The sequence below is a fragment of the Paenibacillus senegalimassiliensis genome (genome assembly GCF_001486585.1).
GTDB classification, from domain to species: Bacteria; Bacillota; Bacilli; order Paenibacillales; family Paenibacillaceae; genus Fontibacillus; species Fontibacillus senegalimassiliensis.
This window is the reverse complement of sequence record NZ_LN909046.1, coordinates 1,290,212-1,311,416: the sequence shown is the minus strand read 5'-3', so window position 1 is coordinate 1,311,416 and position 21,205 is coordinate 1,290,212. Positions and strand designations below refer to the sequence as shown.

20 protein-coding genes are annotated in these 21,205 nt (G+C 48.8%); 11 read left to right on the top strand and 9 right to left on the bottom strand.

Going from position 1 to position 21,205, the window contains the following annotated elements:
- The first annotated feature begins 37 nt into the window (after positions 1-37).
- From BN3279_RS20115 to BN3279_RS20090, 6 genes are all read left to right on the top strand, one after another.
- Positions 38-1,723 (top strand): type 2 periplasmic-binding domain-containing protein, encoded by a 1,686-nt coding sequence (locus BN3279_RS20115; protein WP_059053351.1) that lies wholly within the window; start codon positions 38-40, stop codon positions 1,721-1,723.
- A 179-nt stretch (positions 1,724-1,902) separates the two neighbouring features.
- Positions 1,903-2,763: an ABC transporter permease gene (locus BN3279_RS20110; protein WP_392396886.1), complete on the top strand. Its 861-nt coding sequence runs from the start codon at positions 1,903-1,905 to the stop codon at positions 2,761-2,763.
- Positions 2,760-3,659 (top strand): carbohydrate ABC transporter permease, encoded by a 900-nt coding sequence (locus BN3279_RS20105; RefSeq protein WP_059053348.1) that lies wholly within the window; start codon positions 2,760-2,762, stop codon positions 3,657-3,659. The genes BN3279_RS20110 and BN3279_RS20105 overlap by 4 nt, the downstream gene beginning before the upstream one ends.
- Positions 3,656-5,191 carry a glycoside hydrolase family 43 protein gene (locus BN3279_RS20100; RefSeq protein ID WP_059053346.1) on the top strand — a complete coding sequence of 512 codons (1,536 nt, stop codon included), beginning with the start codon at positions 3,656-3,658 and terminating at the stop codon, positions 5,189-5,191. Before BN3279_RS20105 ends, BN3279_RS20100 begins: the two co-directional genes overlap by 4 nt.
- Positions 5,192-5,208: 17 nt before the next feature.
- Complete coding sequence (locus BN3279_RS20095) at positions 5,209-6,216, top strand: glycoside hydrolase family 43 protein (protein ID WP_059053344.1); 1,008 nt, start codon at positions 5,209-5,211, stop codon at positions 6,214-6,216.
- Positions 6,217-6,299: 83 nt separating this feature from the next.
- Positions 6,300-7,340, top strand: a complete 1,041-nt coding sequence (locus tag BN3279_RS20090) for a CobW family GTP-binding protein (RefSeq protein WP_059053342.1) — start codon at positions 6,300-6,302, stop codon at positions 7,338-7,340.
- Positions 7,341-7,429: 89 nt separating this feature from the next.
- Here BN3279_RS20090 and BN3279_RS20085 read toward each other — a convergent pair whose 3' ends face one another.
- Together BN3279_RS20085 and BN3279_RS20080 are read right to left on the bottom strand one after the other, a co-directional pair.
- Entirely contained in the window at positions 7,430-9,478 is a 2,049-nt protein-coding gene (locus tag BN3279_RS20085) for an ABC transporter ATP-binding protein (protein ID WP_059053340.1), read from the bottom strand.
- 3 nt (positions 9,479-9,481) lie between these two features.
- Complete coding sequence (locus tag BN3279_RS20080; RefSeq protein WP_059053338.1) at positions 9,482-11,239, bottom strand: ABC transporter ATP-binding protein; 1,758 nt, start codon at positions 11,237-11,239, stop codon at positions 9,482-9,484.
- 508 nt (positions 11,240-11,747) lie between these two features.
- Between BN3279_RS20080 and BN3279_RS20075 the strand changes: the two genes are divergently transcribed.
- On the top strand, positions 11,748-12,047 hold the full coding sequence (locus tag BN3279_RS20075; protein ID WP_187377823.1) for a HesB/YadR/YfhF family protein: 300 nt from the start codon (positions 11,748-11,750) through the stop codon (positions 12,045-12,047).
- Positions 12,048-12,140: 93 nt separating this feature from the next.
- Here BN3279_RS20075 and BN3279_RS20070 read toward each other — a convergent pair whose 3' ends face one another.
- From BN3279_RS20070 to BN3279_RS20060, 3 genes are all read right to left on the bottom strand, one after another.
- A complete protein-coding gene (locus BN3279_RS20070; RefSeq protein WP_059053337.1) occupies positions 12,141-12,644 on the bottom strand; it encodes a hypothetical protein in 504 nt (167 codons plus the stop codon).
- Between the two features lie 134 nt (positions 12,645-12,778).
- Complete coding sequence (locus tag BN3279_RS20065; protein WP_059053335.1) at positions 12,779-13,231, bottom strand: DUF441 domain-containing protein; 453 nt, start codon at positions 13,229-13,231, stop codon at positions 12,779-12,781.
- 30 nt (positions 13,232-13,261) lie between these two features.
- Positions 13,262-14,254 (bottom strand): YpdA family putative bacillithiol disulfide reductase, encoded by a 993-nt coding sequence (locus BN3279_RS20060; RefSeq protein WP_059053333.1) that lies wholly within the window; start codon positions 14,252-14,254, stop codon positions 13,262-13,264.
- A 226-nt stretch (positions 14,255-14,480) separates the two neighbouring features.
- Here BN3279_RS20060 and BN3279_RS20055 point away from each other — a divergent pair, with 226 nt between their 5' ends.
- Together BN3279_RS20055 and BN3279_RS20050 are read left to right on the top strand one after the other, a co-directional pair.
- Entirely contained in the window at positions 14,481-14,948 is a 468-nt protein-coding gene (locus BN3279_RS20055) for a DUF3939 domain-containing protein (RefSeq protein ID WP_059053331.1), read from the top strand.
- A gap of 78 nt (positions 14,949-15,026) precedes the next feature.
- The gene (locus tag BN3279_RS20050) at positions 15,027-15,752 is read left to right on the top strand and encodes an HAD family hydrolase (protein ID WP_232436894.1); all 726 of its coding nucleotides are present in this window, start codon (positions 15,027-15,029) and stop codon (positions 15,750-15,752) included.
- On the opposite strand, the gene BN3279_RS20045 is transcribed toward BN3279_RS20050, so the two are convergent.
- Positions 15,739-16,527, bottom strand: coding sequence for an alpha/beta hydrolase (locus BN3279_RS20045; protein ID WP_059053329.1), 789 nt, complete (start codon positions 16,525-16,527; stop codon positions 15,739-15,741). The genes BN3279_RS20050 and BN3279_RS20045 overlap by 14 nt on opposite strands.
- 170 nt (positions 16,528-16,697) lie before the next feature.
- On the opposite strand from BN3279_RS20045, the gene BN3279_RS20040 reads away from it, so the two are divergent.
- A complete protein-coding gene (locus BN3279_RS20040) occupies positions 16,698-17,936 on the top strand; it encodes an MFS transporter (RefSeq protein ID WP_059053328.1) in 1,239 nt (412 codons plus the stop codon).
- 84 nt (positions 17,937-18,020) lie between these two features.
- Here BN3279_RS20040 and BN3279_RS20035 read toward each other — a convergent pair whose 3' ends face one another.
- Positions 18,021-18,260, bottom strand: a complete 240-nt coding sequence (locus BN3279_RS20035; protein WP_059053327.1) for a hypothetical protein — start codon at positions 18,258-18,260, stop codon at positions 18,021-18,023.
- 374 nt (positions 18,261-18,634) lie between these two features.
- On the opposite strand from BN3279_RS20035, the gene BN3279_RS20030 reads away from it, so the two are divergent.
- Positions 18,635-19,504: a hypothetical protein gene (locus BN3279_RS20030; protein ID WP_059053326.1), complete on the top strand. Its 870-nt coding sequence runs from the start codon at positions 18,635-18,637 to the stop codon at positions 19,502-19,504.
- Here BN3279_RS20030 and BN3279_RS20025 read toward each other — a convergent pair.
- Complete coding sequence (locus tag BN3279_RS20025; RefSeq protein WP_059053325.1) at positions 19,472-20,125, bottom strand: NADPH-dependent F420 reductase; 654 nt, start codon at positions 20,123-20,125, stop codon at positions 19,472-19,474. The genes BN3279_RS20030 and BN3279_RS20025 overlap by 33 nt on opposite strands.
- Positions 20,122-21,099 (bottom strand): SDR family NAD(P)-dependent oxidoreductase, encoded by a 978-nt coding sequence (locus BN3279_RS20020; protein WP_059053324.1) that lies wholly within the window; start codon positions 21,097-21,099, stop codon positions 20,122-20,124. Before BN3279_RS20020 ends, BN3279_RS20025 begins: the two co-directional genes overlap by 4 nt.
- Positions 21,100-21,205: the final 106 nt, after the last annotated feature.

Sequence of the window (21,205 nt, the reverse complement as noted above, 5' to 3'; positions counted from 1 at the left end):
TTCATTTTTTAGAAAATAATCATTCTGGAGGTGCTTTATGGGGGACAGAAAAAGAGTGCTGCTTCGGTTCGGAGCTGTGCTGTTGCTGGCCTTGAGCGTTACTGTTGCCGGCTGCTCGGGCGGCAATACGAAGGGGACAGATGCGGGTACGACCAACAATGCTGGAGGCAGCGAGGTTGGACCGGAACAACCGTTTGAAATCTCTGTGTTCTTGGGAGAAGCGGGGCAGCAGCCGACCGCAGACAACAAAATTTACAAGAAAATCAAGGATGAGCTTGGCGTTACCTTCAAATTTGAATTTCTCGCAGGGGACAAGAACCAGAAGCTTGGCGTCATGATTGCCGGTGCGGATTATCCGGATATGATCACCGCAGATACCAAGCTGACAGCAGCTGGAGCGGTGATTCCGCTAGAAGATATTATTGAACAACATGCTCCTAACCTCAAGAAGCATTTCGAGAAGTATTGGAACCAGATGAAGGACCCTAATGATGGGCATATCTACTACTTGCCGAACTATGGCGCTTATAACAGTGAGGTGTCCGACACTTACTACAGCGGACCGGCATTCTGGATTCAGAAGGCCGTACTTAAGGAATTTAACTACCCAACTCCAAAGACGTTGGATGAATATTTCGAGTTGATTGCCAAGTACAAGGAGAAGTATCCGACCATTGACGGGCAGCCAACGATCGGATTTGAGATATTGAACTATGACTGGAAGAACTGGGGATTGCTTAATCCTCCGCAGCATTTAATCGGTCATCCCAATGATGGCGGGGTAGTGGTGAATGATGGCGTAGGCGAAATTTTTGCCGACAAGGATTATGCCAAGGACTATTACCAGAAGTTGAATGAAGTCAACGCTCAGGGCCTCTTGGATAAGGAAGCCTTCACTCAGAACTACGACCAGTACATGGCGAAGCTCTCAAGTGGCGCGGTCCTGGGGATGTTCGACCAACATTGGAACTTTGGCAGTGCAGTAGATTCGCTGAAGACACAGGATAAGCTGGAGCGGACCTATGTAGGCTTACCGCTGGTATATGATCTCAGCACCAAGGATTACTACCGGGATCGTCCATCCCTCAACCTGAATAACGGGTTTGGCATCACGGTAAATGCCAAGGACCCTGTCAAAATTATCAAGGTGCTTGATAAGCTGATTGAGGAGGACTGGCAGAAGCTGTTGACTTGGGGAGTTGAAGGAGAAGATTACCAGGTCAATGAAGAAGGCCGATTCATCAAAACGCAAGAACAACGCGACAATGCTTCCGATGCGACATGGAAGCTGGCTAATAAAGCCGATGCTTATTATGGAACCGCTCCTAAAATTGAAGGGTATTTCAGTGACGGCAATGCCACGGCAGCCAGCAACCAGCCCGAGGAATATCAAGCCAGCCTGAAGCCTTTTGATAAGGAAGTGTTGGACGCCTACGGATTCAATAGCTATGTTGATTTCTTTAGTCCGCCTCCTGAGAATCCGATCTATTATCCTGCCTGGTCTGTCGATTTGGTCGAGGGTTCCCCAGCCAAGATAGCCAACACCAAGCTGAACGAATTATCTACAAAATACTTGCCCAAAGCGATATTGGCTACGACAACAGAATTTGAAGCCACCTGGAAGGAATATGTATCTGAAATTCAGAAGCTGGATATCAAGGCCTATGAGGACCGGATTAATGAAGTATTGAAGTGGAGAATCGACAACTGGACCGTAAAATAAACGCGCTTGGCCGGGGGAAGGGAGAATGACACTCCCTTCCCCTCAATCTAAGGATGGATAGGGAGATCGATATCATGGAGGAGATTGTAACAGAAGCAAGACCCCTGAAGCCGCCGGTGAAGCGACAGAGACGACGGTGGTCCTGGAATACAGTGAAGGAACAGAGACAGCTTATATATATGTCTGTGCCGCTGCTCGCTTACATTATTCTGTTTGCTTATGTACCGGTCTGGGGCTGGACTATGGCCTTTCAGGATTACAAGCCTGCAAGAAGCTTCGGTGAGCAGACCTGGGTGGGATTCAAGCACTTTCAATTTCTGTTTACCGATGATAATTTTATGCGAGTACTGCGTAATACGCTGGCTATGAGTATTATTAATCTGGTCTTGGGTTTTGCCACGGCCATTATTTTGGCTTTACTGCTTAATGAAATCAAGAAGACGTTCTGGAAGAGAACCGTCCAGACAATCTCTTATCTGCCGCATTTTCTGTCATGGATTATTGTCACAGGAATTGTGGCTACTTCACTTGCTTCCGACGGCATTATTAATGATTTGCTAATGAAGCTGAATCTGATTGATAAGCCTATCATATGGCTCAGCGAAGGCAAGTATTTCTGGGGGGTAGTGGGGGCTTCCCATGTGTGGAAAGAGGTCGGCTGGAATACAATTATTTACCTGGCCGCGATGTCCTCCATTGATCCCGCCTTATACGAAGCTGCCGATATTGACGGGGCGAACCGCTATCATAAAATGTGGAGCATTACGCTACCCGGGATTCGGCCGACGATTGTTATTTTATTAATCATGTCCATTGGTCATATTCTGGAGGCCGGCTTCGAAGTCCAATATTTGCTGGGCAACGGATTGATTGTGGATTGGTCGGAAACGATTGATATTTTTGTCCTCAAATACGGTATTGCGCAGGGTAACTATTCTCTGGCTACCGCTGGGGGGATCTTCAAAACCTTTGTCAGTATCACCATGCTGCTGCTCGCCAACTGGACCGCCAAGCGGTTAGGGGAGGAGAGGTTGTTATGAGGAGAAGACAAGGAGCCGTCGAGCCGCTCGTATTTCACACATTTAATACGGTATTCATGATTATGCTGGTCATTGTGACCCTGTATCCGTTCCTTAATACGATCGTTGTTTCGTTTAATGCGGGTAATGACACGATTCGGGGCGGGTTGTATTTATGGCCAAGGCAATTCACGTTACAAAATTATAAGGCGGTATTCGCTTCGGGAACGATCTATGATGCCTTTCTGATCTCGGTGGCGCGTACGGTACTGTCAACCATATTAAATATCTTCCTCACGACGATGCTGGCTTATGCGATTAGCCGTCGGGAATACATCTTCCGCAAGCCAATTACCGCTATATTCGTACTTACGATGTACTTTAATGCAGGCCTCATTCCCGGGTACTTCTTGATGAAAGACCTGCATTTGCTTAATAATTTTCTGGTCTATGTGTTGCCATCCATGATCAGTGCCTTTAATCTGATCGTCATTCGGACCTATATTGGCACGATTTCCGAAAGCTTGGTGGAGTCGGCCAGAATTGATGGAGCTGGGGACTTTAAAATTTTCTGGAGACTTATTTTCCCGCTCTGCAAGCCTGTGCTCGCTACGATTGCCTTATTTGTAGCCGTTGGTGCATGGAACTCCTGGTTTGATGCCTTTCTCTATACCTCCTCAAGACAGGAACTGAGCACGTTGCAATACGAATTGATGAAGCTGCTCTCATCGAGCATGAATGCAAATAGCAACCCTGCCGTGGCTAACGGTGTAGGGATGGAGCATATGACCCAGGTCACGCCGATTTCCATTCGAGCGGCCATTACGATTGTGGCTTCCGTTCCGATTCTCATGGTCTATCCGTTCATGCAGAAATATTTTGTCGTTGGACTAAATGTAGGGAGTGTCAAAGAATGATTCATTACTCCAATCCCATTCTCCCTGGATTCTATCCTGATCCTAGTGTAACCAGGGCGGGAGAAGATTTCTATCTGGTATGCAGTTCCTTTGAATATTTCCCTGCGGTGCCGATATTTCGAAGCAGGGATCTGATTCATTGGGAGCAAATCGGACATGTGCTGGATCGGGTCAGCCAGCTTGATATGACCTCCAGAAGAAGCTCAACGGGCATTTATGCGCCTACGCTACGTTATCATGACGGTACATTTTATATGATTACAACCGATGTGGGCGGAATCGGCAACTTCTATGTGACAGCCACAGATCCAGCCGGGCCTTGGTCGGATCCCATCCTCGTACCCTATGGGGGAATTGATCCTTCTTTATTTTTTGATGATGACGGCACCGCTTACGTAACGGTTCAGCAAGGAGCCGATGAGGAATCTCATATTATCCAGTATGAAATTGACATCGTTACCGGTGAGGCGAAATGCGAACCGCAGGTAGTGTGGAGGGGAGACGGAGGTCCTTGGATTGAAGGACCGCATTTATATCATATCAACGGGATGTATTACATGATGTCTGCTTCTGGCGGAACGGGTAAGGAGCATCGCGAAATCATTGGACGCAGTCATTCTCCTTACGGCCCCTTTGAGCTGAATCCTAATCCGATATTGACGCATAACGATCTGGATCATCCTATGCAATGTTTGGGCCACGCCGATTTAATTGAAGACCTGGACGGTAACTGGTGGGCTGTGTTTCTTGGAGTGCGTTGGCTAGAGGGTAACTATAGCGTGCTGGGAAGGGAAACCTTTCTGTCTCCTGTCCTCTGGCAGGACGGATGGCCGCAGATTGATAACAATGAAGGAACCGCAGATTTAAATATGGTCGTGTCACACAAGGGGGCGGAACCGTCCCAGCCTACCTTGCCGCCTGGGGCCATAGGCCGTGACCATTTCGAGGGGGAATGCCTTGGGCCGGCGTGGATATTTATACGCAATCCTGGTAGCGGCCATAATTCCTTGAATACAGAGCATAAGGGATTGACGCTCTACGGACAGGCTGGCACGCTTAGCAATCTGGAACCAATCACCTTTGCAGGCCGTAGACAACAGCATATGAAGGCAAGCTTTATTACGTCCATGTCATTTGCACCCGTTGTAGAGGGGGAGGAGGCCGGATTGTGCGTACGCAGGGATGAGGATGCTCATTATGAAATTGGAATCCTCCATTCCGCGAACCGGCTTCTGCTTATAGCTCGTCTCACCGTACGTGGTCAGTCGCAGATCGTGTATGAAGCAGAGCTGCAATCTACGTCCATTCTGCTGCGAATTGATGCGTTAGGGCAAGAATACGCCTTGCAGTATTCGGAGGGTCAGGATAGTTGGAACCACATAGCGACTGGCGAAGCAAGAGCCTTGTCCCCTGAGGACTTTGTCCGGCATATGTGCTTCACAGGTGTAGTCGTTGGATTATATGCAACGGGAAATGGTCGCTCAAGCAGGTCGCCGGCAAGCTTCGATTGGTTTGATTATCAAGTGAAGTGAAGAGGAGATACCCGTAAATGACAAATCAACCCAAGCCCCATCAGCCTTTAGTAACTCATATCTATACCGCTGATCCTTCAGCCCATGTGTTTGAGGATCGAATTTATATTTATCCCTCACATGATTTGGATCATGAGGGTGAGACGAATGACAACGGAGATCAGTATAAGATGGAGGATTATCATGTATTGTCCATGACTGACTTCAACTCCCCCGTCATGGATCACGGCGAGGTATTGCATGTCAGGGACGTGGCCTGGGCATCCCGCCAAATGTGGGCGCCGGATGCGGCGTATAAGGATGGACAATATTATCTATTTTTCCCGGCAAGAGATCATGAGGGCATATTTCGAATTGGGGTGGCGACCTCGATGTCTCCATCGGGTCCCTTCAAAGCCGAGGAGAACTATATTGAGGGTACCTTCAGTATCGACCCTGCTGTCTTTATCGATGATGATGAGCAAGCCTACATTGTGTTTGGTGGACTGTGGGGAGGGCAGTTGGAGAAATGGCAGACCGGACGTTTTGTTGAAGATGCAGAGGGACCGCTTCCAGATGCGCCTGCCCTTGGACCCCAAATAGCCAAGCTGAGCGGAGATATGCTTGCATTGAATTTCGAGGCTCATGAGATTGTTATCTTAGATGAGGCAGGCAACCCGCTCACAGCGGGCGATGAGGAACGTCGATATTTTGAAGGACCCTGGATTCATAAATATGAGGGTAAATACTATTTGTCTTACTCCACTGGAACAACGCACAAGCTGGTGTATGCAATTGGGGATCGACCGGAGGGGCCGTATACCTTTCAAGGAACGTTATTACCGCCTGTGCTCGGGTGGACAACGCATCATTCAATCGTAGAATTTCGCGGTAGTTGGTATTTGTTCTACCATGATTGCTCCTTATCCGGGGGCGTTGATTACAAACGTTGTATCAAATATACTGAATTAACCTACCGTTCTGACGGGACTCTCCATAGAGTTGACCCGGATTCTGAGTATGCACAGGATATCAAACGAAGCTGACGGAGCGAACGAGGGTTGCGCGCCCTGTCCACTTGGTGTAAACTCGCATTCATATGCTATTTCCATTAAGGGGATGAGACAGGATGAGCGTGACACCCGTTTACATATTATCCGGATTTTTAGGCAGCGGCAAAACCACGCTGCTACAGCGTCTAATTACGCATTGGCAGGGGCAAGGATTGCGCCCGGCAATCGTTATGAATGAGATTGGGGATGTGAACCTGGATGGATTGTTGGTATCCACCGAGGTGCCCATGGCTGAAATGCTGGGAGGCTGCATCTGCTGCACCATCCGTGGAGACTTAAGTGTTCAGCTCTCCGAATTGATAGAACAGGAGCATCCTGATTTGATCGTGATTGAAGCGACCGGAGCGGGAAATCCGTTGGAGATCTTCGATGCGGTTACCGAGGTATCCTTATATATGAAGCTCGATCTTAAACCGATGATTACGGTAGTTGATGCCTTGCACTTAGCGGATCTTCATGCTTCCCAGCAAGGTAAAACCTACCGCCTGATGATAGAGCAAATCCGCTGTGGGTCGGTATTGGTCATGAATAAAGTGGATTTAATCCATGCAGAGCAGCAGAAGGAAATGACAGAATTTCTACAGCATACAAGTCCTTTTGCCCGCATCATTCCGGCGGTAAAGTGCGAGGTTGACGTGGCAGACCTGCTTGAAGCAGGCCAAGCGGAACCGTCTTTAATAGGGGAAACAGCAGCGGAGCGCCATGTTTGCAACTCTGATTGCCACGATCATGAACATCACCACCATCACGATAATGAGCATCATGAGCATAGCCATAGTCATGACCACGCTCATGCTTCGCACGAGCATGTGACTGTGTATACTCATTATTTTCATGGCCCGATAGATAGCACTGAGTTTGAACGCTTTATCAGCGAATTGCCTCGTGAGGTCTATCGCGGGAAGGGTATTTTACGTTTCTCTGATACGAGCAGCCGATTCCTCTTCCAATATGCTTACCGGGAATCGGATTTTCTCAAGGTTACACCACAGAAGGACGTACCTGATGTAGCTGTATTTATCGGTGAACATTTTGACCGGAACTGGATTGCCCAGCGACTGGAGGAAATGGAGCAGAAGCAACGCGACTTGGTCTGAACCAAGTAACAAAAGCCGCTCTCGGGAATTATCCCGGAGCGGCTTTTGCATACCTGTAGGTTGTTAGATTAGCTTGGGTTAACAGCGACCTAAGCCGTTGAAGGAGCTTGAATGGCTGGTGCATCAACAGCACCGGCTTGCAGCTTATACATTTGATAATAACGTCCACCTAAGGCCAGCAGTTCTTCGTGATTGCCACGCTCCACAATTTCCCCACGATGCAAGACCAGAATCTGATCGGCGTTGCGAATGGTGGAGAGACGGTGAGCAATGATAAATGTGGTCCGCCCCCGTTTTAACACTTCAAGTGCCGACTGAATCAAGCTCTCCGTCTCCGTATCAATATTGGCGGTCGCCTCATCCAGGATAAGGATGGCAGGGTCAAAGGCCAGTGCCCGGGCGAAGGAAATGAGTTGACGTTCGCCAGCGGATAAGGTGCTGCCTTTCTCCACTACAGGTTCATCAACGCCCTTCGGCAAGTGAGCCAGAATCCGGTCCGCGCCCACATCGATCAGCGCTTGCTTGGCCGTCTCCCTGGAGATTCGCTCATCACCCAAGGTCACGTTGGACAGGATTGTGCCAGTGAACAGGTAAGGGTCTTGAAGCACGATACCCATATGCTCTCGAATCCATTGCTTCGGCAAATCCTTAACCGCCTGGCCATCAATTGTAATTGTGCCTTGCTGTGGATCGTAGAAGCGGAACAGCAGGTTAATGATGGAGCTCTTGCCCGAACCAGTATGCCCGACCAGGGCAACGGTCTGACCTTGCTTGGCCTCGAAGGAAATATTCTTGAGTACGTAATCCTTCTTGTAGGCGAAGGACACGTCCTTGAATTCTACATCTCCTTTATAGCGAGGCATGGAGCCGTCTACCACCGGTTCTCCAGGCTCATCCATAAGCTTGAATACCCGTCCGGCAGATACCATGGACGAATCGAGTGCTGCCAACTGATTGACCATTCCCGTAATCGGCTGGAACAAGCGTCCCAATACGTCGACAAAGGCATACAGCACACCGAGCGAGATAATGCCGGTACCACTAAGCTGAGCGGAGCCAAAATACCATAGCACCGTGGCAAAGGCCAGATTACGAATTACGTTCACCAGGTTATGCGAGGTGAAGGCATTGAGGTTGAGCATCTTGTTCTGATGCTTCATGTAATCCTGGTTCAAATTCTCGAATTCTTCCTTGGTTTGCGCTTCGCGGCGGAAGATCCGAATGATCGACATGCCCTGGATGGATTCGTTGATGATGGCATTGATCTCACTGAGGCGTGAACGAATGATCGTATTGTATTTTGTGGCGAATTTGCGGTAAAGCACCACCCACAAATAAATCACGGGTACAACGAACAAACAGATTAGGCCTAATCGGAAATCTAAAATAAACAAAGCGACATAAACGCCCAGCATATTGATGATGCCGGAGAAGAAGTTGGCGAGCACGGCGATGAACAAATCCTTGACTGCTTCCGTATCATTTGTGACACGAGAGACCACCTTACCCGCTGGCAGGTTATCAAAGAAATGCACCGGCAGACGCTGAATATGGGCATAGACGTCCATGCGCAGCTTCTGAATGACTTTGTTGGCCGAGGATTGCAGCCAGTAGGTTTTGCCAAATTCCATCACAATCGAGATGGCCAGGAACACCAAATACCAGACGACCAATGAAATAATTCCGGGGATCTCCGGCTTGTAAAAGGAAAACAGCTCAGTGGACCCCAGCTTTTGCGCTGGATAGTCGATACTTGTGCCGTCTTGCTTCGTCAGAGTGAGAACGCCGTCCTGGTAGCTTCGGTTCCCGGAGATGTCCGGTACAGAAGCCCCCACGAAGACAAAGCTCTTGCCAACCTGGAGCACGCGTGCTTCGCTGCCTTTGGCTTCATTCTCTGCAAAACGGTCGCCCCTCTTAAAGGTTCTTTCGTCATAATTCACTGTGCTTGCGTCTTGGGCGGATGTTTCGAAGAACGGACGTTCAATCGCCAGCATATGGTCATCGATCATGGCGCGGGCCAGGAAGGGACCGGCGAGCTCTGCGGCTACGCCGATCGCCAGCATGACAAGGGCCAGAATAAATGTGTTTTTTGCCGTTAAGGCATATTTGAATAATGCTTTTCCCGTATGGGCGTGCATAGCTTAAGACACCTCCCCGTCTGTCAGGTGGGATTCCACCTGCTGACGTTCGTATTGTTCCCGATACCAGCCGCCTTGTGCCAGCAGCGCCTCATGGGTACCTTGCTCGATAATACGACCTTGCTCAAGCACGATAATCCAATCGGCATGTTCAATAGCAGACAGCCGGTGGGTGGAGATCAGCGTGGTTTTGCCCGAGCGCTGGTCTCGAATATTTTGAATGATTCTGGCCTCGGTGCGTGCGTCAACTGCGGACAGTGCATCGTCGAGGATCAGAATGTCCGGATCTGCGATAAAAGCACGGGCCAAAGATACGCGTTGCTTCTGTCCGCCGGAAAGGGCTACGCCTTTCTCACCGACAAGCGTATCCAGTCCATCGGATAGCGTACCGAGGTCCTGATCAAAGGCCGCCGTGCGAATCGCTTCAAGGATGACCTCATCGGAAGCATCCTTGAGGCCAAACTGAATGTTCTGGCGTACGGTCTTGGAGAATAGAATCTGCTCCTGCGGAACGTAACCGACCCAGCTATGCAATCGTTCCAGCGAAATCTTCTGAATCGGCACACCGGAGATGGAGAGCTCACCGCTGCCAAGAGGATACTCATGTAGCAGTTGCTTAAGCAGCGTAGACTTTCCGCTTCCTGTCCGTCCCACAATACCCAGCGTTTGGCCGCGATGAATCGTCAGGTCAATATGCTCCAGATTGTTGATGGTCGATGTCGGGTAGCGGAACGTCACATCGGAGAACGTGATGGACTCTGGTATGGCGACAGCTACAGGGTGAGCATCGTCTGCGACGTCAGGCTTGACGTTCAGCGTCTCGTTCACCCGGTCCAATGAAGCGCCACCGCGCTGCATAATATTGATCAGCTCACCGATGGCGAACATCGGCCAAATCATCATCCCCAGGTACATGTTAAAGGATACGAGATCACCCAAGGTTAATTCATTATGGAAGACGAGATAGATGCCGTAGGTTAATCCGATGGCATAGCTCATACCTACGCAAAGCCGAATGGTGGGCTCAAAGTACGCATCTACCCTGGCTACTGCCAGGTTCTTCTGATAGACATCATCGGTAATAGCGCCGAAGCGGCGTTCATCATGGCGTTCCTGCACATAGGCACGAATGACGCGGATTCCCGCGACGGATTCAAGAACCTGATCGTTCATATCGCCAAAGGCATCCTGAGCCAGTGTATAACGCTCGTGGATAATCTTCCCGTAAATCTTCATCGCCAGTGCGATAAAAGGGAGGGGAATGATGGCAGCGAGCGTGAGCTTCCAACTGATCAGCGTGCTCATCGCAATGAAGATCACGGACAGATAAGCGGTGGAGTCGGTTAGCGTCAACATTCCAAATCCAGCGGTCTGGGCTACCGAACGCAGGTCGTTGGTCGCCCTGGCCATCAGGTCACCCGTTCGGCTTCGTTCGAAGAACGGCGGTGTCATTCGTAGCAAATGGCTCATAAAGCGAGTGCGAAGCAGCCGCTCGACCAGATTAGACCCTCCAAACAGGGAATGCATCCATATGTACGTAATGTAGTAAATAAACATCAGTACGACGATAATGAGTAGAATATAGCGGGTCAACGAAGCCCAGGTTACTGTGCCGGCTACGATCTCGTCAATCGCGCTGCCTAGCAGCCGTGGCGGAGCCAGTTCAGCAACGCCGGCCACGATGAGCAGAAACAGGCCGATGATATAGCGCCTTTTCTCTTGCCGGAAAAACCAGCCTAAATTTTTGAGTACCGAGAACATGGAGTTCCCTCCTTTGAATCCTTCAATTAGGTTGCCGAAAAAACCTCTGTAGCTTACATAACCGAACAAAAAGTCGCAAAAAAGGCATACCGTTTCGAAAACGATATGCCTTAAAGCCTTCACATATATCGCGTCCGTTACTTACTAAAGAAGCAACGCCGCAAATTGTTATTCCCCAAGCCTGATGAACACGCAAGGGAGGGCTAGCGCTAAATGCGATTCAAGCCTACAGGGGTTGCTCCGGTATTCAGTTGTGTGTTTTGCTTGCGATCTCGATTAGCAATCAACTTAAAATTAAACACCTTTGCTCACCCTTTCTTAGAATTTTAGATTTTGGTAATTACTTGAAATGAAATCTCGTATGCTCCCGATTTTAGCATCGGTCCAAGGAAGGTGTCAACGGTATTTTTTAGAATTAGGCTGGTTTTTAGGTAGGAGCGCATAATCATTTGGCAATCGCTGGCGGTTTGGTCTACAATAGAAGGTAAACGAGGAGGTGGAGAATCTGATGATCAATGTGACACATGAAGCTGCCGAATGGTTTAAGCAGGAGCTGGGTCTTCAGGCAGGGCAAGCCGTACGTTTCTTTGCACGCTACAGTGCAGGAGGCAAGCTGCATCCGGGATTCTCGCTGGGGATCGACGTAGACCAACCGATATCGCCGGGCATCGCTTCCAAGGTGGAAGGAATTACCTTCTACATGGAGGATCAGGATATGTGGTACCTGGATGGCTACCATCTGAACGTTTTATATGACCAAGGTCTGGGCGATATTGAATACCAATATGAGGCAGCGAATACTCATTAAGCATAACTAAGGCAAGATGAGATGAGAACAAAGAAAAGAACCTAAGACTCCACTTTTTTTCTAGTGGAACAAGGTTCTTTCTTTTTGTATTTATTAGATCATGCTGTCTTCCATGGCATATTCGAAATCACCAATATCAAATACCTGAACCGGTACTTCCGCTTCAATAATCCGCCGGATGAGTTCAAGTTGGTCAGTTAAAATAGGTACGTGTTCCCGCTGAGCGGTCAATACGACTTCAGTCTCGATCGGATCAAGAAATTCGCCGTACTGCTCATTATCTACGGAGTTAATGACAGTCCAGGATACGAGATCACCAAACAGGATGGAGGGACTCTTGGACCAAGGCACCGCTAAAGACCGTTCCAGCTTCTTGCGATTCAGCGGCTCTTCCAGATAGGCGATCAGTTCGGAAATCTTCTGCTTCACATGCATATCGTCGACGGGGTCGCTCATCAGCGGCTCCGGACTGTCCTTAAATTCATAAAGCTCCATCACGGTGGTGTAGGGGACAATATATTCAACCGGCACCTGGGGCACCAGTAATTCTCCGTATATCGCTACCATCACCGCTTCAATGACAAATCGGCGTGACATGGTCATCCTCCTAAACGACGTGCAACTCGGGCTGTCCATGAGACAGCGACAATTGATTTACTAAGGAGTATAACATAACCGAAGGTTGAATTCAGCCAGAAGCCACGAAAATCCGCGTTTATGCAAGAAATCAGCTATAGCTTCCCGACCATCAGGGACAGGATCCCCGCAGCGATAAGCGGTCCAACTGGAACACCGCGGAAGAAGGCCACTCCCAGCACAGTTCCAATTAAGAGTCCGGCCACGATGGTCGGTTGATTACTCATTAAAGTAGCCCCGCGTCCACCCAGCCAAGCCACCAGCATGCCGACAGCGATTGCAGCCAGTGACTGCCAATGGAAGAAGGAGCCCCACAATGTCTGAAGGGAAATGCGACCGCTGGCAACCGGTGTCATGACGCCGATGGTCAGTATGATGATCCCCAGGGTGAGACCGTATTTCTCCAGCCAGGGGAAGGCATAGTTCAGATGCAGCACTCTCAGTAGCAACAATACGATCATGGCGATCGTAATGGGCATGTTGCTGCTAAATATACCCAGTGCCGCAAGAAGCAGCAGTAATAAAGATGTGACATCAACTTGATTCATGAGTTTTTACCTCCCGTGCCAACTTGGGCACTAACTCTTGGATGGGAACGCCGTGGTTAAATGTTCGGCAATCAAACGTCCATGGCCCCGGCCCGTCTCAATAAATACTTCGTTGGCATTGCGACCTGAGGCGATAACCCCGGCGACGTACAATCCAGGTACATTGGTCTCCATCGTGTCCGGGTTAAATACAGGCTTCTCCATATCTCCCGCCATCTCAACACCGGCCGAGAAGAGCAGCTTGCGATCGGGACGGAACCCGGTCAATGCCAGCACAAAATCATTGGCGTGTTCAGTGATCTCACCGTCTATACCGGACTCAACCACGACGTGGCCCGGATGAATCTCGATGACTCGTGCATTGAGGCGCAAAGTGATTTTTCCTTTACTTACGGCGCTTTCAAATAGAGGACGCACCCAAGGCTTGATATTAGCAGATAGATCATCCCCGCGATAAACGACGGTTACCTTGGCGTCTACGCGAATTAGCTCCAGCGCAGCATCCACTGCGGAGTTGCTGCCTCCTATAATAGTGACCTTCATTCCCGTATAAGGATGAGCCTCCTGGAAGTAATGAGAGACCTTATCTGTATCTTCTCCCGGAATGCCTAAAATATTGGGATGATCAAAGTACCCTGTTGAAAGAATAACATGGCGTCCAGCATATTTTGCTTGCTCACCGTTGCGTTTGAGTGAATGAACGATGAAGCTACCATCCGGTTGCCGGTCAATGGTGGTTGCTTCCTCGTAAGCAGATATAGGCAACTGATAATGTTCGCTTACTCTCCGGTAGTAAGACAGCGCTTCATGACGGAAAGGCTTGTCATTAGGTGAGGCAAAGGGGACATCACCAATCTCCAGCAGTTCAGCGGTACTGAAAAATTGCATATAAGTAGGGTAAGAGTAGATGGAGTGAACAAGGCAATGCTTCTCCAATACGAGCACTTCCAGCCCGCGTCTGCGGCATTCAATCGCCGCCGATAATCCGCAGGGACCGGCACCAATAACAATAACATCCAGCATAGGGACCTCCTGATTTACATAGGTTTCAAACCTTTTTCAAAACAATTACATCCTACCGCAAATGCCTCGGAATAGCCAGATGTCGAGCTGAATTGCCCAGATGTGAAAGTTGTGTCAATCCTATGACATCTATGGTTTTCAGGGTTCAAATTCAAATTTTTTGAGTAAACTAATACTGTAAGCGTATACTTTAAAATTGAAGTAACTGATTTAGGAGGTGCCGAACATGTTGTCATGGTTAAAAAGACAAAAACCTGCTCGTGCGAGGGTCCCTGTTGCGATTGAAGTATCCTTGGATGAAGTCAGACGGGCTGTGCTTCGTTATGAAACTGAGATGCCCGAAGGCATAAATCGGTTATCCTTGCTGCTTCCGGATGGTAGTCTGGATATGAAGCGATTGTCACGATATTTAGGCGGGATAACAGATCAACGCTTTTATTTATCGAGAGAAACCTATGAGATCTTTACGGAAGAGGAACGAGAAATCCCTTATTATCTGGATATGGTTCAGGGCGCAGTGGACAGTTACGTCGAGGAGAAAGGCAAGCTACCGGTGCTGGAGCAGTCCCCTGACTTTGAAGTGGATGTCAAAATGCTAATGAGAGAACATTATCTACGAGAGCTTCCGCCGTTCGCCTTATATGTTACGGAACAGGAATTAATGCTCACCCACCGTCCCAAGCAAGTGATATAAAGCCAGGCGCAAACCGAAGAAGCCTTCGCGTTTGCGCTTTTTTATTTGACAGGCTGATTTACAATAGAGAGAGACATCTTGGGAAAGTGGGGAAGAAGGTTGCTGCTGAAAGCTGTTTTATTTGATCTTGATAATACGTTGATGGACCGGGACAATACGTTCCTCAGTTTTATTAGACAATTGGTGCAGGAATGTCTGTTGCCTATGGAGAAGGTGGATGCGGACAAGCTTATTGCGGACATTATTATACGTGACGCAGATGGCTATAGAGTGAAGGAAGGATTTTTCCTTGAACTGATTGATCTTTTACCATGGCGACAAAAGCCTTCGCTGGAACAACTTCAGTCTTATTATGACCAGCATTACATGACACATGCCAAGGCGATGGACCATGCCATCGACACCCTGCAAGCCTGCCGTAATATGGGGTTGCGACTGGGAGTCATCACGAACGGGCACAGCCACTTGCAGCATCGCAAGATTGATCTGCTTGGCCTACGTGAATATTTTGATACGATTGTAATTTCGGGGGAAGTTGGCTTGAGTAAGCCCGATCCGCAAATTTACAGATTGGCTTTGGAGCGTCTTGGCGTAGGGCCGGATCAATGTGTCCTCGTTGGGGATCATCCGCGTAACGACATTTGGGGAGCTGCCCAGGTAGGATTGCAAGGGATCTGGCTGCGCAGGAAGCATGAATGGAATGAGGAGCTAATAATGGGGAAGCCCTGGAAAACCGTCATCGAATTAGACGAGGTTCCAGAATTGCTTCCCCAATTTGGGCTGGAGAATATTAATAACGTCTGAGCGGAAGCCATTTCAATATGTCCTGAATGCGCGCATCCCAGTAGCTCCATTCGTGGGCGCCGGGTCCTTCCTCGTAAGTTAGCGGAATATTCAGGCGGTTACAGGCCTCGCGGAACGTCTGATTATCCTCGTACAGGAAATCCTCTGTCCCGCAGCATTGATAAAGGGCGGGGATGGGTAGACCATGGTGTGCTTTGTCGGCAAAGGGTTCAAGTAACGTCATCAGATCATTGTCGGTACCCTTGGGCCCGGATTCGCCAAACACGCTGATTAATAGGGAAGACTGCTCTTGGAAGTGCTCGGCTCTGCTCACGATATCGAGTGCGCCGGACAAGCTGGCTGCGGCAGCAAACATCTCCGGCTTACGCAAAGCTAGCTTGAAGGCACCATAGCCGCCCATGGACAGCCCGGCGACAAACGTATCTTCACGTCTAGGGGACAGCGGGAAGAAGGAGCGGCACAACCGCGGGAGTTCCTCGCTAATAAACGTCCAGTAACGGTTACCATAAGCCATATCGGTGTAAAAGCTGCGATCTACCTGCGGCATCACGACAGCAAGCCCAAGTTCTGCCACGTAACGTTCGATAGAGGTGCGACGCAACCAAATCGAGTCATCATCCGACAGACCATGCAGCAAATACAAGGTAGGGTAAGGCCCGGAAATTTCCGGGGTTTCCATGCCGATTTGCGATTTGGCAGGCTGCGGAAGGATAACCGTCATTGAGGTGCTGAGTCCTAGGGCTTCAGAGAAAAAACGAGTTTGAAATAATGCCATGGTTTATACTCCTTTTATTGTATTCGCTTTCAATATTGACACAGCTTAATTATAACTCGGGATAGTTGGAAATTCTAAATATTTCAGATCGTTTCGAGGTAATTCGTGCTAGAATTAGTATATCGGGTTTATTCCAGGGTATCGAAGTGACAACGCTGGGGGTGGATCGGATGGATGATTTCCCCTGGAAAAGAAATCTGTACGTGCTTTGGGTTGGTGTGTTTTTTTGTAGCACCGCGTATTCCATGGTTATACCGTTCATGTCTTTATTTATTGCCCATGATCTTGGGGTTACAGAGCATCTGACTCTGTTGTCGGGTTTTGCCTTCGGTATTACTTTTTTGGCGGGAGCTTTAATCTCACCGTATTGGGGTTCCCTTTCTGACAAGTACGGCCGTAAGCCGATGTTGCTGCGCTCTGGCTTTGCCTTGTGCGGGGTGTACATTCTGAATTCCCTTGTACAGGACCCTTACCAGCTTATCGCTGTGCGTATCCTATCGGGATTGCTGGCGGGATATGTTCCTTCGGCAATTGCACTCGTGGCGACGAATACGCCTGAGAAGCATGTCGGCTACTCGCTTGGAATTATGTCTACCGCAGGTGCGGCTGGAGGTATTATCGGGCCCTTGATCGGGGGATCACTCACCAAATTCATCGGTTTTCGCGAGTCATTTCTGGTAGCGGGAGGCGTGGTGCTGTTTTCAGCGCTTATCGCCTTGTTGTTTGTGAAGGAACAGAATTTTGACCGCAATCGCGAACGCTCACATGTGCTTGATGATCTCAAGGAAGCCAAGGCCAATCGCCCTTTGATGGGCAACCTATCGATCGTGCTGCTTGTCACGGCCTCCGTAATGGTGCTGGAGCCGTTGCTCTCGCTGTATGTGCTGGATCTGGGTTCTACGGTTGCAGATGCTTCCTTCAGTTCGGGGATTATCTTCTCGGCCGTTGGTATTTCCACCGTTATTGCGGCTCCATTCTGGGGCAAAATCGGTCAGCGCATCGGCTATCGCAATACGCTCATGATCGGTCTGATCGGAGGCGGAGTGGGCAATATTATGCAGCATTTCATCCATGATCTGGTGGCATTCGGGGTGCTGCGGTTCGTTTATGGCTTATTCTTTGCTGCTGTTTTTCCAGCGCTTAACGCACTGATCGTCCAGTCGACCCGGTCCGAGTTTCGGGGTCGGGCATTTAGCTTGAACCAATCGGCCAGCCAGCTCGGCAACATGGTTGGTCCCATTGCCGGGGGGACGTTGGGAGGCTGGATTTCCATTCCTGTCGTGTTTGTATTAAACGGTATGTTGCTTGTAATCACAGCATTAACCATGAAGTTCAAACCTATGGTTGGAGCGGGTAACGATAGCAAGCAGCAGGAGCAGGGTCAAACCGTAAACGGACCTAAAGCTTAACAAGTGTAGAAGGAAATAGAAGGCTCCCTTCCTGGACATAGCCGGGAAGGGAGCCTTCTATATGTTTACCTTGGGACCAGCGAATTAATAGAGTGATAGAGCCACGGAGTCGAATTCGCTCTTGCTATGCAAGATTGCCTCGGAGCCTTCAATTTCGATACTGATCAGCGAATTCAAGCATCTTTGTAAGGCTTGTTTGCCGTTATAATACTTGTATTCGAGCGCGCTGGTCAGCAATCTCAAAGTGCGCTGTACAGGCTGCTTGCTGTCAACATCAAAGTAAACCGGAACCATGTTGTCTTGAAAGTTAATTAGAATTCTCATTAATAATCACCTCTATACAGTGGTTTCATAGTACTGATCATAAAATAGAAATCTTAAAAAAAGCTTAAGAAAACCTTATGTTTAGATAAATGTTTGTGTCATGAATGATGGGGAATAGAAGTCTACCTATCATTGTTTAGACTTATTACGATCCATAGAATTAAAAAGTTTCAACTCTATTAAAATTTATGCTTCGAAGACTATATTTATGGGTAATATGTAATGGTTTGGAATATATTTCCGAGTATTGACAACTAGAAAATGATATAATTCTCACATTAGTGCTGTGACATTATACCCGGAAATAGGTTAATAGTACATAGATAAAGCTTGGTTGCTGCATAGTGACTAGTCGTTCTGAAGGAGTTGGACAGATGTTTATTACAAATTCTGCTCGCAAGAGGACTCTGAGCCTGGAAGGCAAGGAATGGGCGTTCCTGGTTCAGCGTCTGGGAATGAAGTCTTGGCCGGAAGCGGATCATCCTTTTGCCGCTTTTTTGGGACAAGAGGAGTTACTGGGGAAGACTTTGGAAGAGGGCAGAGATTTGCTTAGGTCAAAAGGTTACCTGGTGTCCAGGCCTTCAGGCGAAGAACTGGAGCTGCCGCCGGGAATGAAGAAGGAATTAAATGCAGTGCTGCCGGCAGTTAAGGGATGCCGCCTTACCTATCATAGTGGTCAGCAAAGCTATGACGAGTACTGTTACTATGCAGGCGATTACGTTGTACGCATGGAACGTTTGCCTCGAAAGCACTCTGACAAGTACAGCCTCAAACGTGGTGGAGCAAGACAGATATGCGCAAGACTGGCGGATAAAATGAAGTGGAGTACGAGAACCTCCGGCGAACTACCCGCTTTGCTGATGTCCAGGAAACAATTTGAAGCTTTGTTGAGCGAAGCTCCCAAGCTTGATCTGAATACACTGACTGACAGGCTCGCCGGAATTACGGATGATGCGGAAGGCAGTATTGCACTGGCCCGATGTATCTGGACGCGTATCGCCTACGGAGATATCCAGTGCTTCACCCGTCAGCAGGGAGGATGGGAGCGCCAGCATATTCAGTTCATGAATAGTGAGCATACAAGCTGGCTGATTCGTTCCAGCACAAAACATGACGAGGACTGGATGATTGCGACTCCTACGCCAAGGCAGGCGTTTCAGGAAATGCTGCAGCAATGGCTGTGCCAGCCGGTAGATCGGACAGGGGCAAGCTTACCTCATGATGATCCTTCGCGCTTTGGCTAAATTAGCGGTCAACTCGGCATGGGTCTGGTGTTCATGCGCCATCCAGGCTGGTTGACCAGGTCCGCTTCGCCATGACTCGCTTAGCGGACTGTTATCAACAGTATCAAAACCAAACTGGTCGTACAGCCGTGTCACGAGTTCAATAGCCTCGGGATAATTACTTGAGACCGACAATGCATGTCGGTCAGGTGTGCCAGGTGGTCTACTTGAAATGAAGAGGCGTGGGGCCTGAATATGGGTAAAAGCCTTCGCCACTTTAGAGCCAGGAAGCTGTTCCTGACGGAGTTCATGAACTGTCTTCTCACCAGAATCAATCATGGGGAAACGACCATCGCGCCAAGGCATGTAGTTGTTCGTATCAATAACAATTTTGCCCGCGAGCTGTTCAACCGGCATGTTGTTAACCAACTTAAGGGGAACAGCGATAACGACGAAGTCGCCAGCCGAGGCGGCTTCGGCTGCAGTCGCTGCGCGTGCAGAAGGACCTAGCTCGTCGGTGAGGTGCTTCAGCGTTTCGGGCCCTCGTGAATTGGCAATGACAACCTCATATCCGTTTGCGATAGCTGCCCGCGCAATTTGACTCCCCACTTCACCCGCTCCGATTATTCCAATAGTCCTCATAGTTTAAAACCTATGGCTTGCATCATTTCTTCACTCTTTAACCAGAGCTGTTCGGCTCTAATTGGATTGAGCGCGTAAGACATTACACCATCAGCAAACGGATTAGGTGTGTCATTAACTGGTGAGACTGCACAATCTTCTAGATAGTGACTTCCGATTTCATCTTTGTCTGCCACGACGGCAGCCCAGACTGAGGTTGCTGCTGCCTGAGGAATCTCTTTGAACTCTGCTACGGGAAGATTAGCTTCGGCGCGAGCTTTGCTAACATTTTCCAGAAGTTCCTGTAAGCCCGCCTGCGAGAAATGGCGTGAGAGGTCAGTAGGACTATTGCCAGGCATTACGGAAGCAGCGCGTATGCCACGACTACGATACCGCTTATCGAACCCCACTGCGAAGAGAGTAGTAGCCGTCTTCGATCGGCCATATGCGACAAATGGATCGTATGCCTGTTGCTCGAAATTCGGATCATCCAAATCAACATCAGCGGCGCGATGAGCCTGGGATGACAGTATCACCACGCGTCCGTTATCGACAAGCAGTGGCTCAATCCAATTAATCAAAGCAAAATGACCAAGATAGTTGGTTCCGAATTGAAGCTCAAATCCGTCAACCGTCCGATCAAATGGGGTTGCCATAATGCCAGCATTTGCAATAATGGCATGGAACTGCTGCCCGTTAGCTAGCAGGTGATCTGCGCAGTCGCGGACACTTTGCAAGGATGCGAGGTCAAGTTCAATCAATTCAATATCGCCATTTCCTTGCTTCGCGGCATCATGAATTGTATGGGTAACGACATCCGCTTTAGCCAAGTTCCTAACTGTACCTATGATACTAGCCCCACGAGATACGAGTGAACGGGCAGTTTCATATCCTATGCCCGATGATATTCCTGTTATTAAAAATCGTTTGCCTTTGAGATCTGTACCAGAAAGCACCTCGTCAGCGGTAGATTTTTCATTGAATTGATTAGTCATAATGTTCTCCTTTGTTGATTTAATGTGGGTAATGCGTAATACCATGTCGAAATACGACAAATTACATAATGATCATTACAGAAAATATATTATATACTTCTTTTCG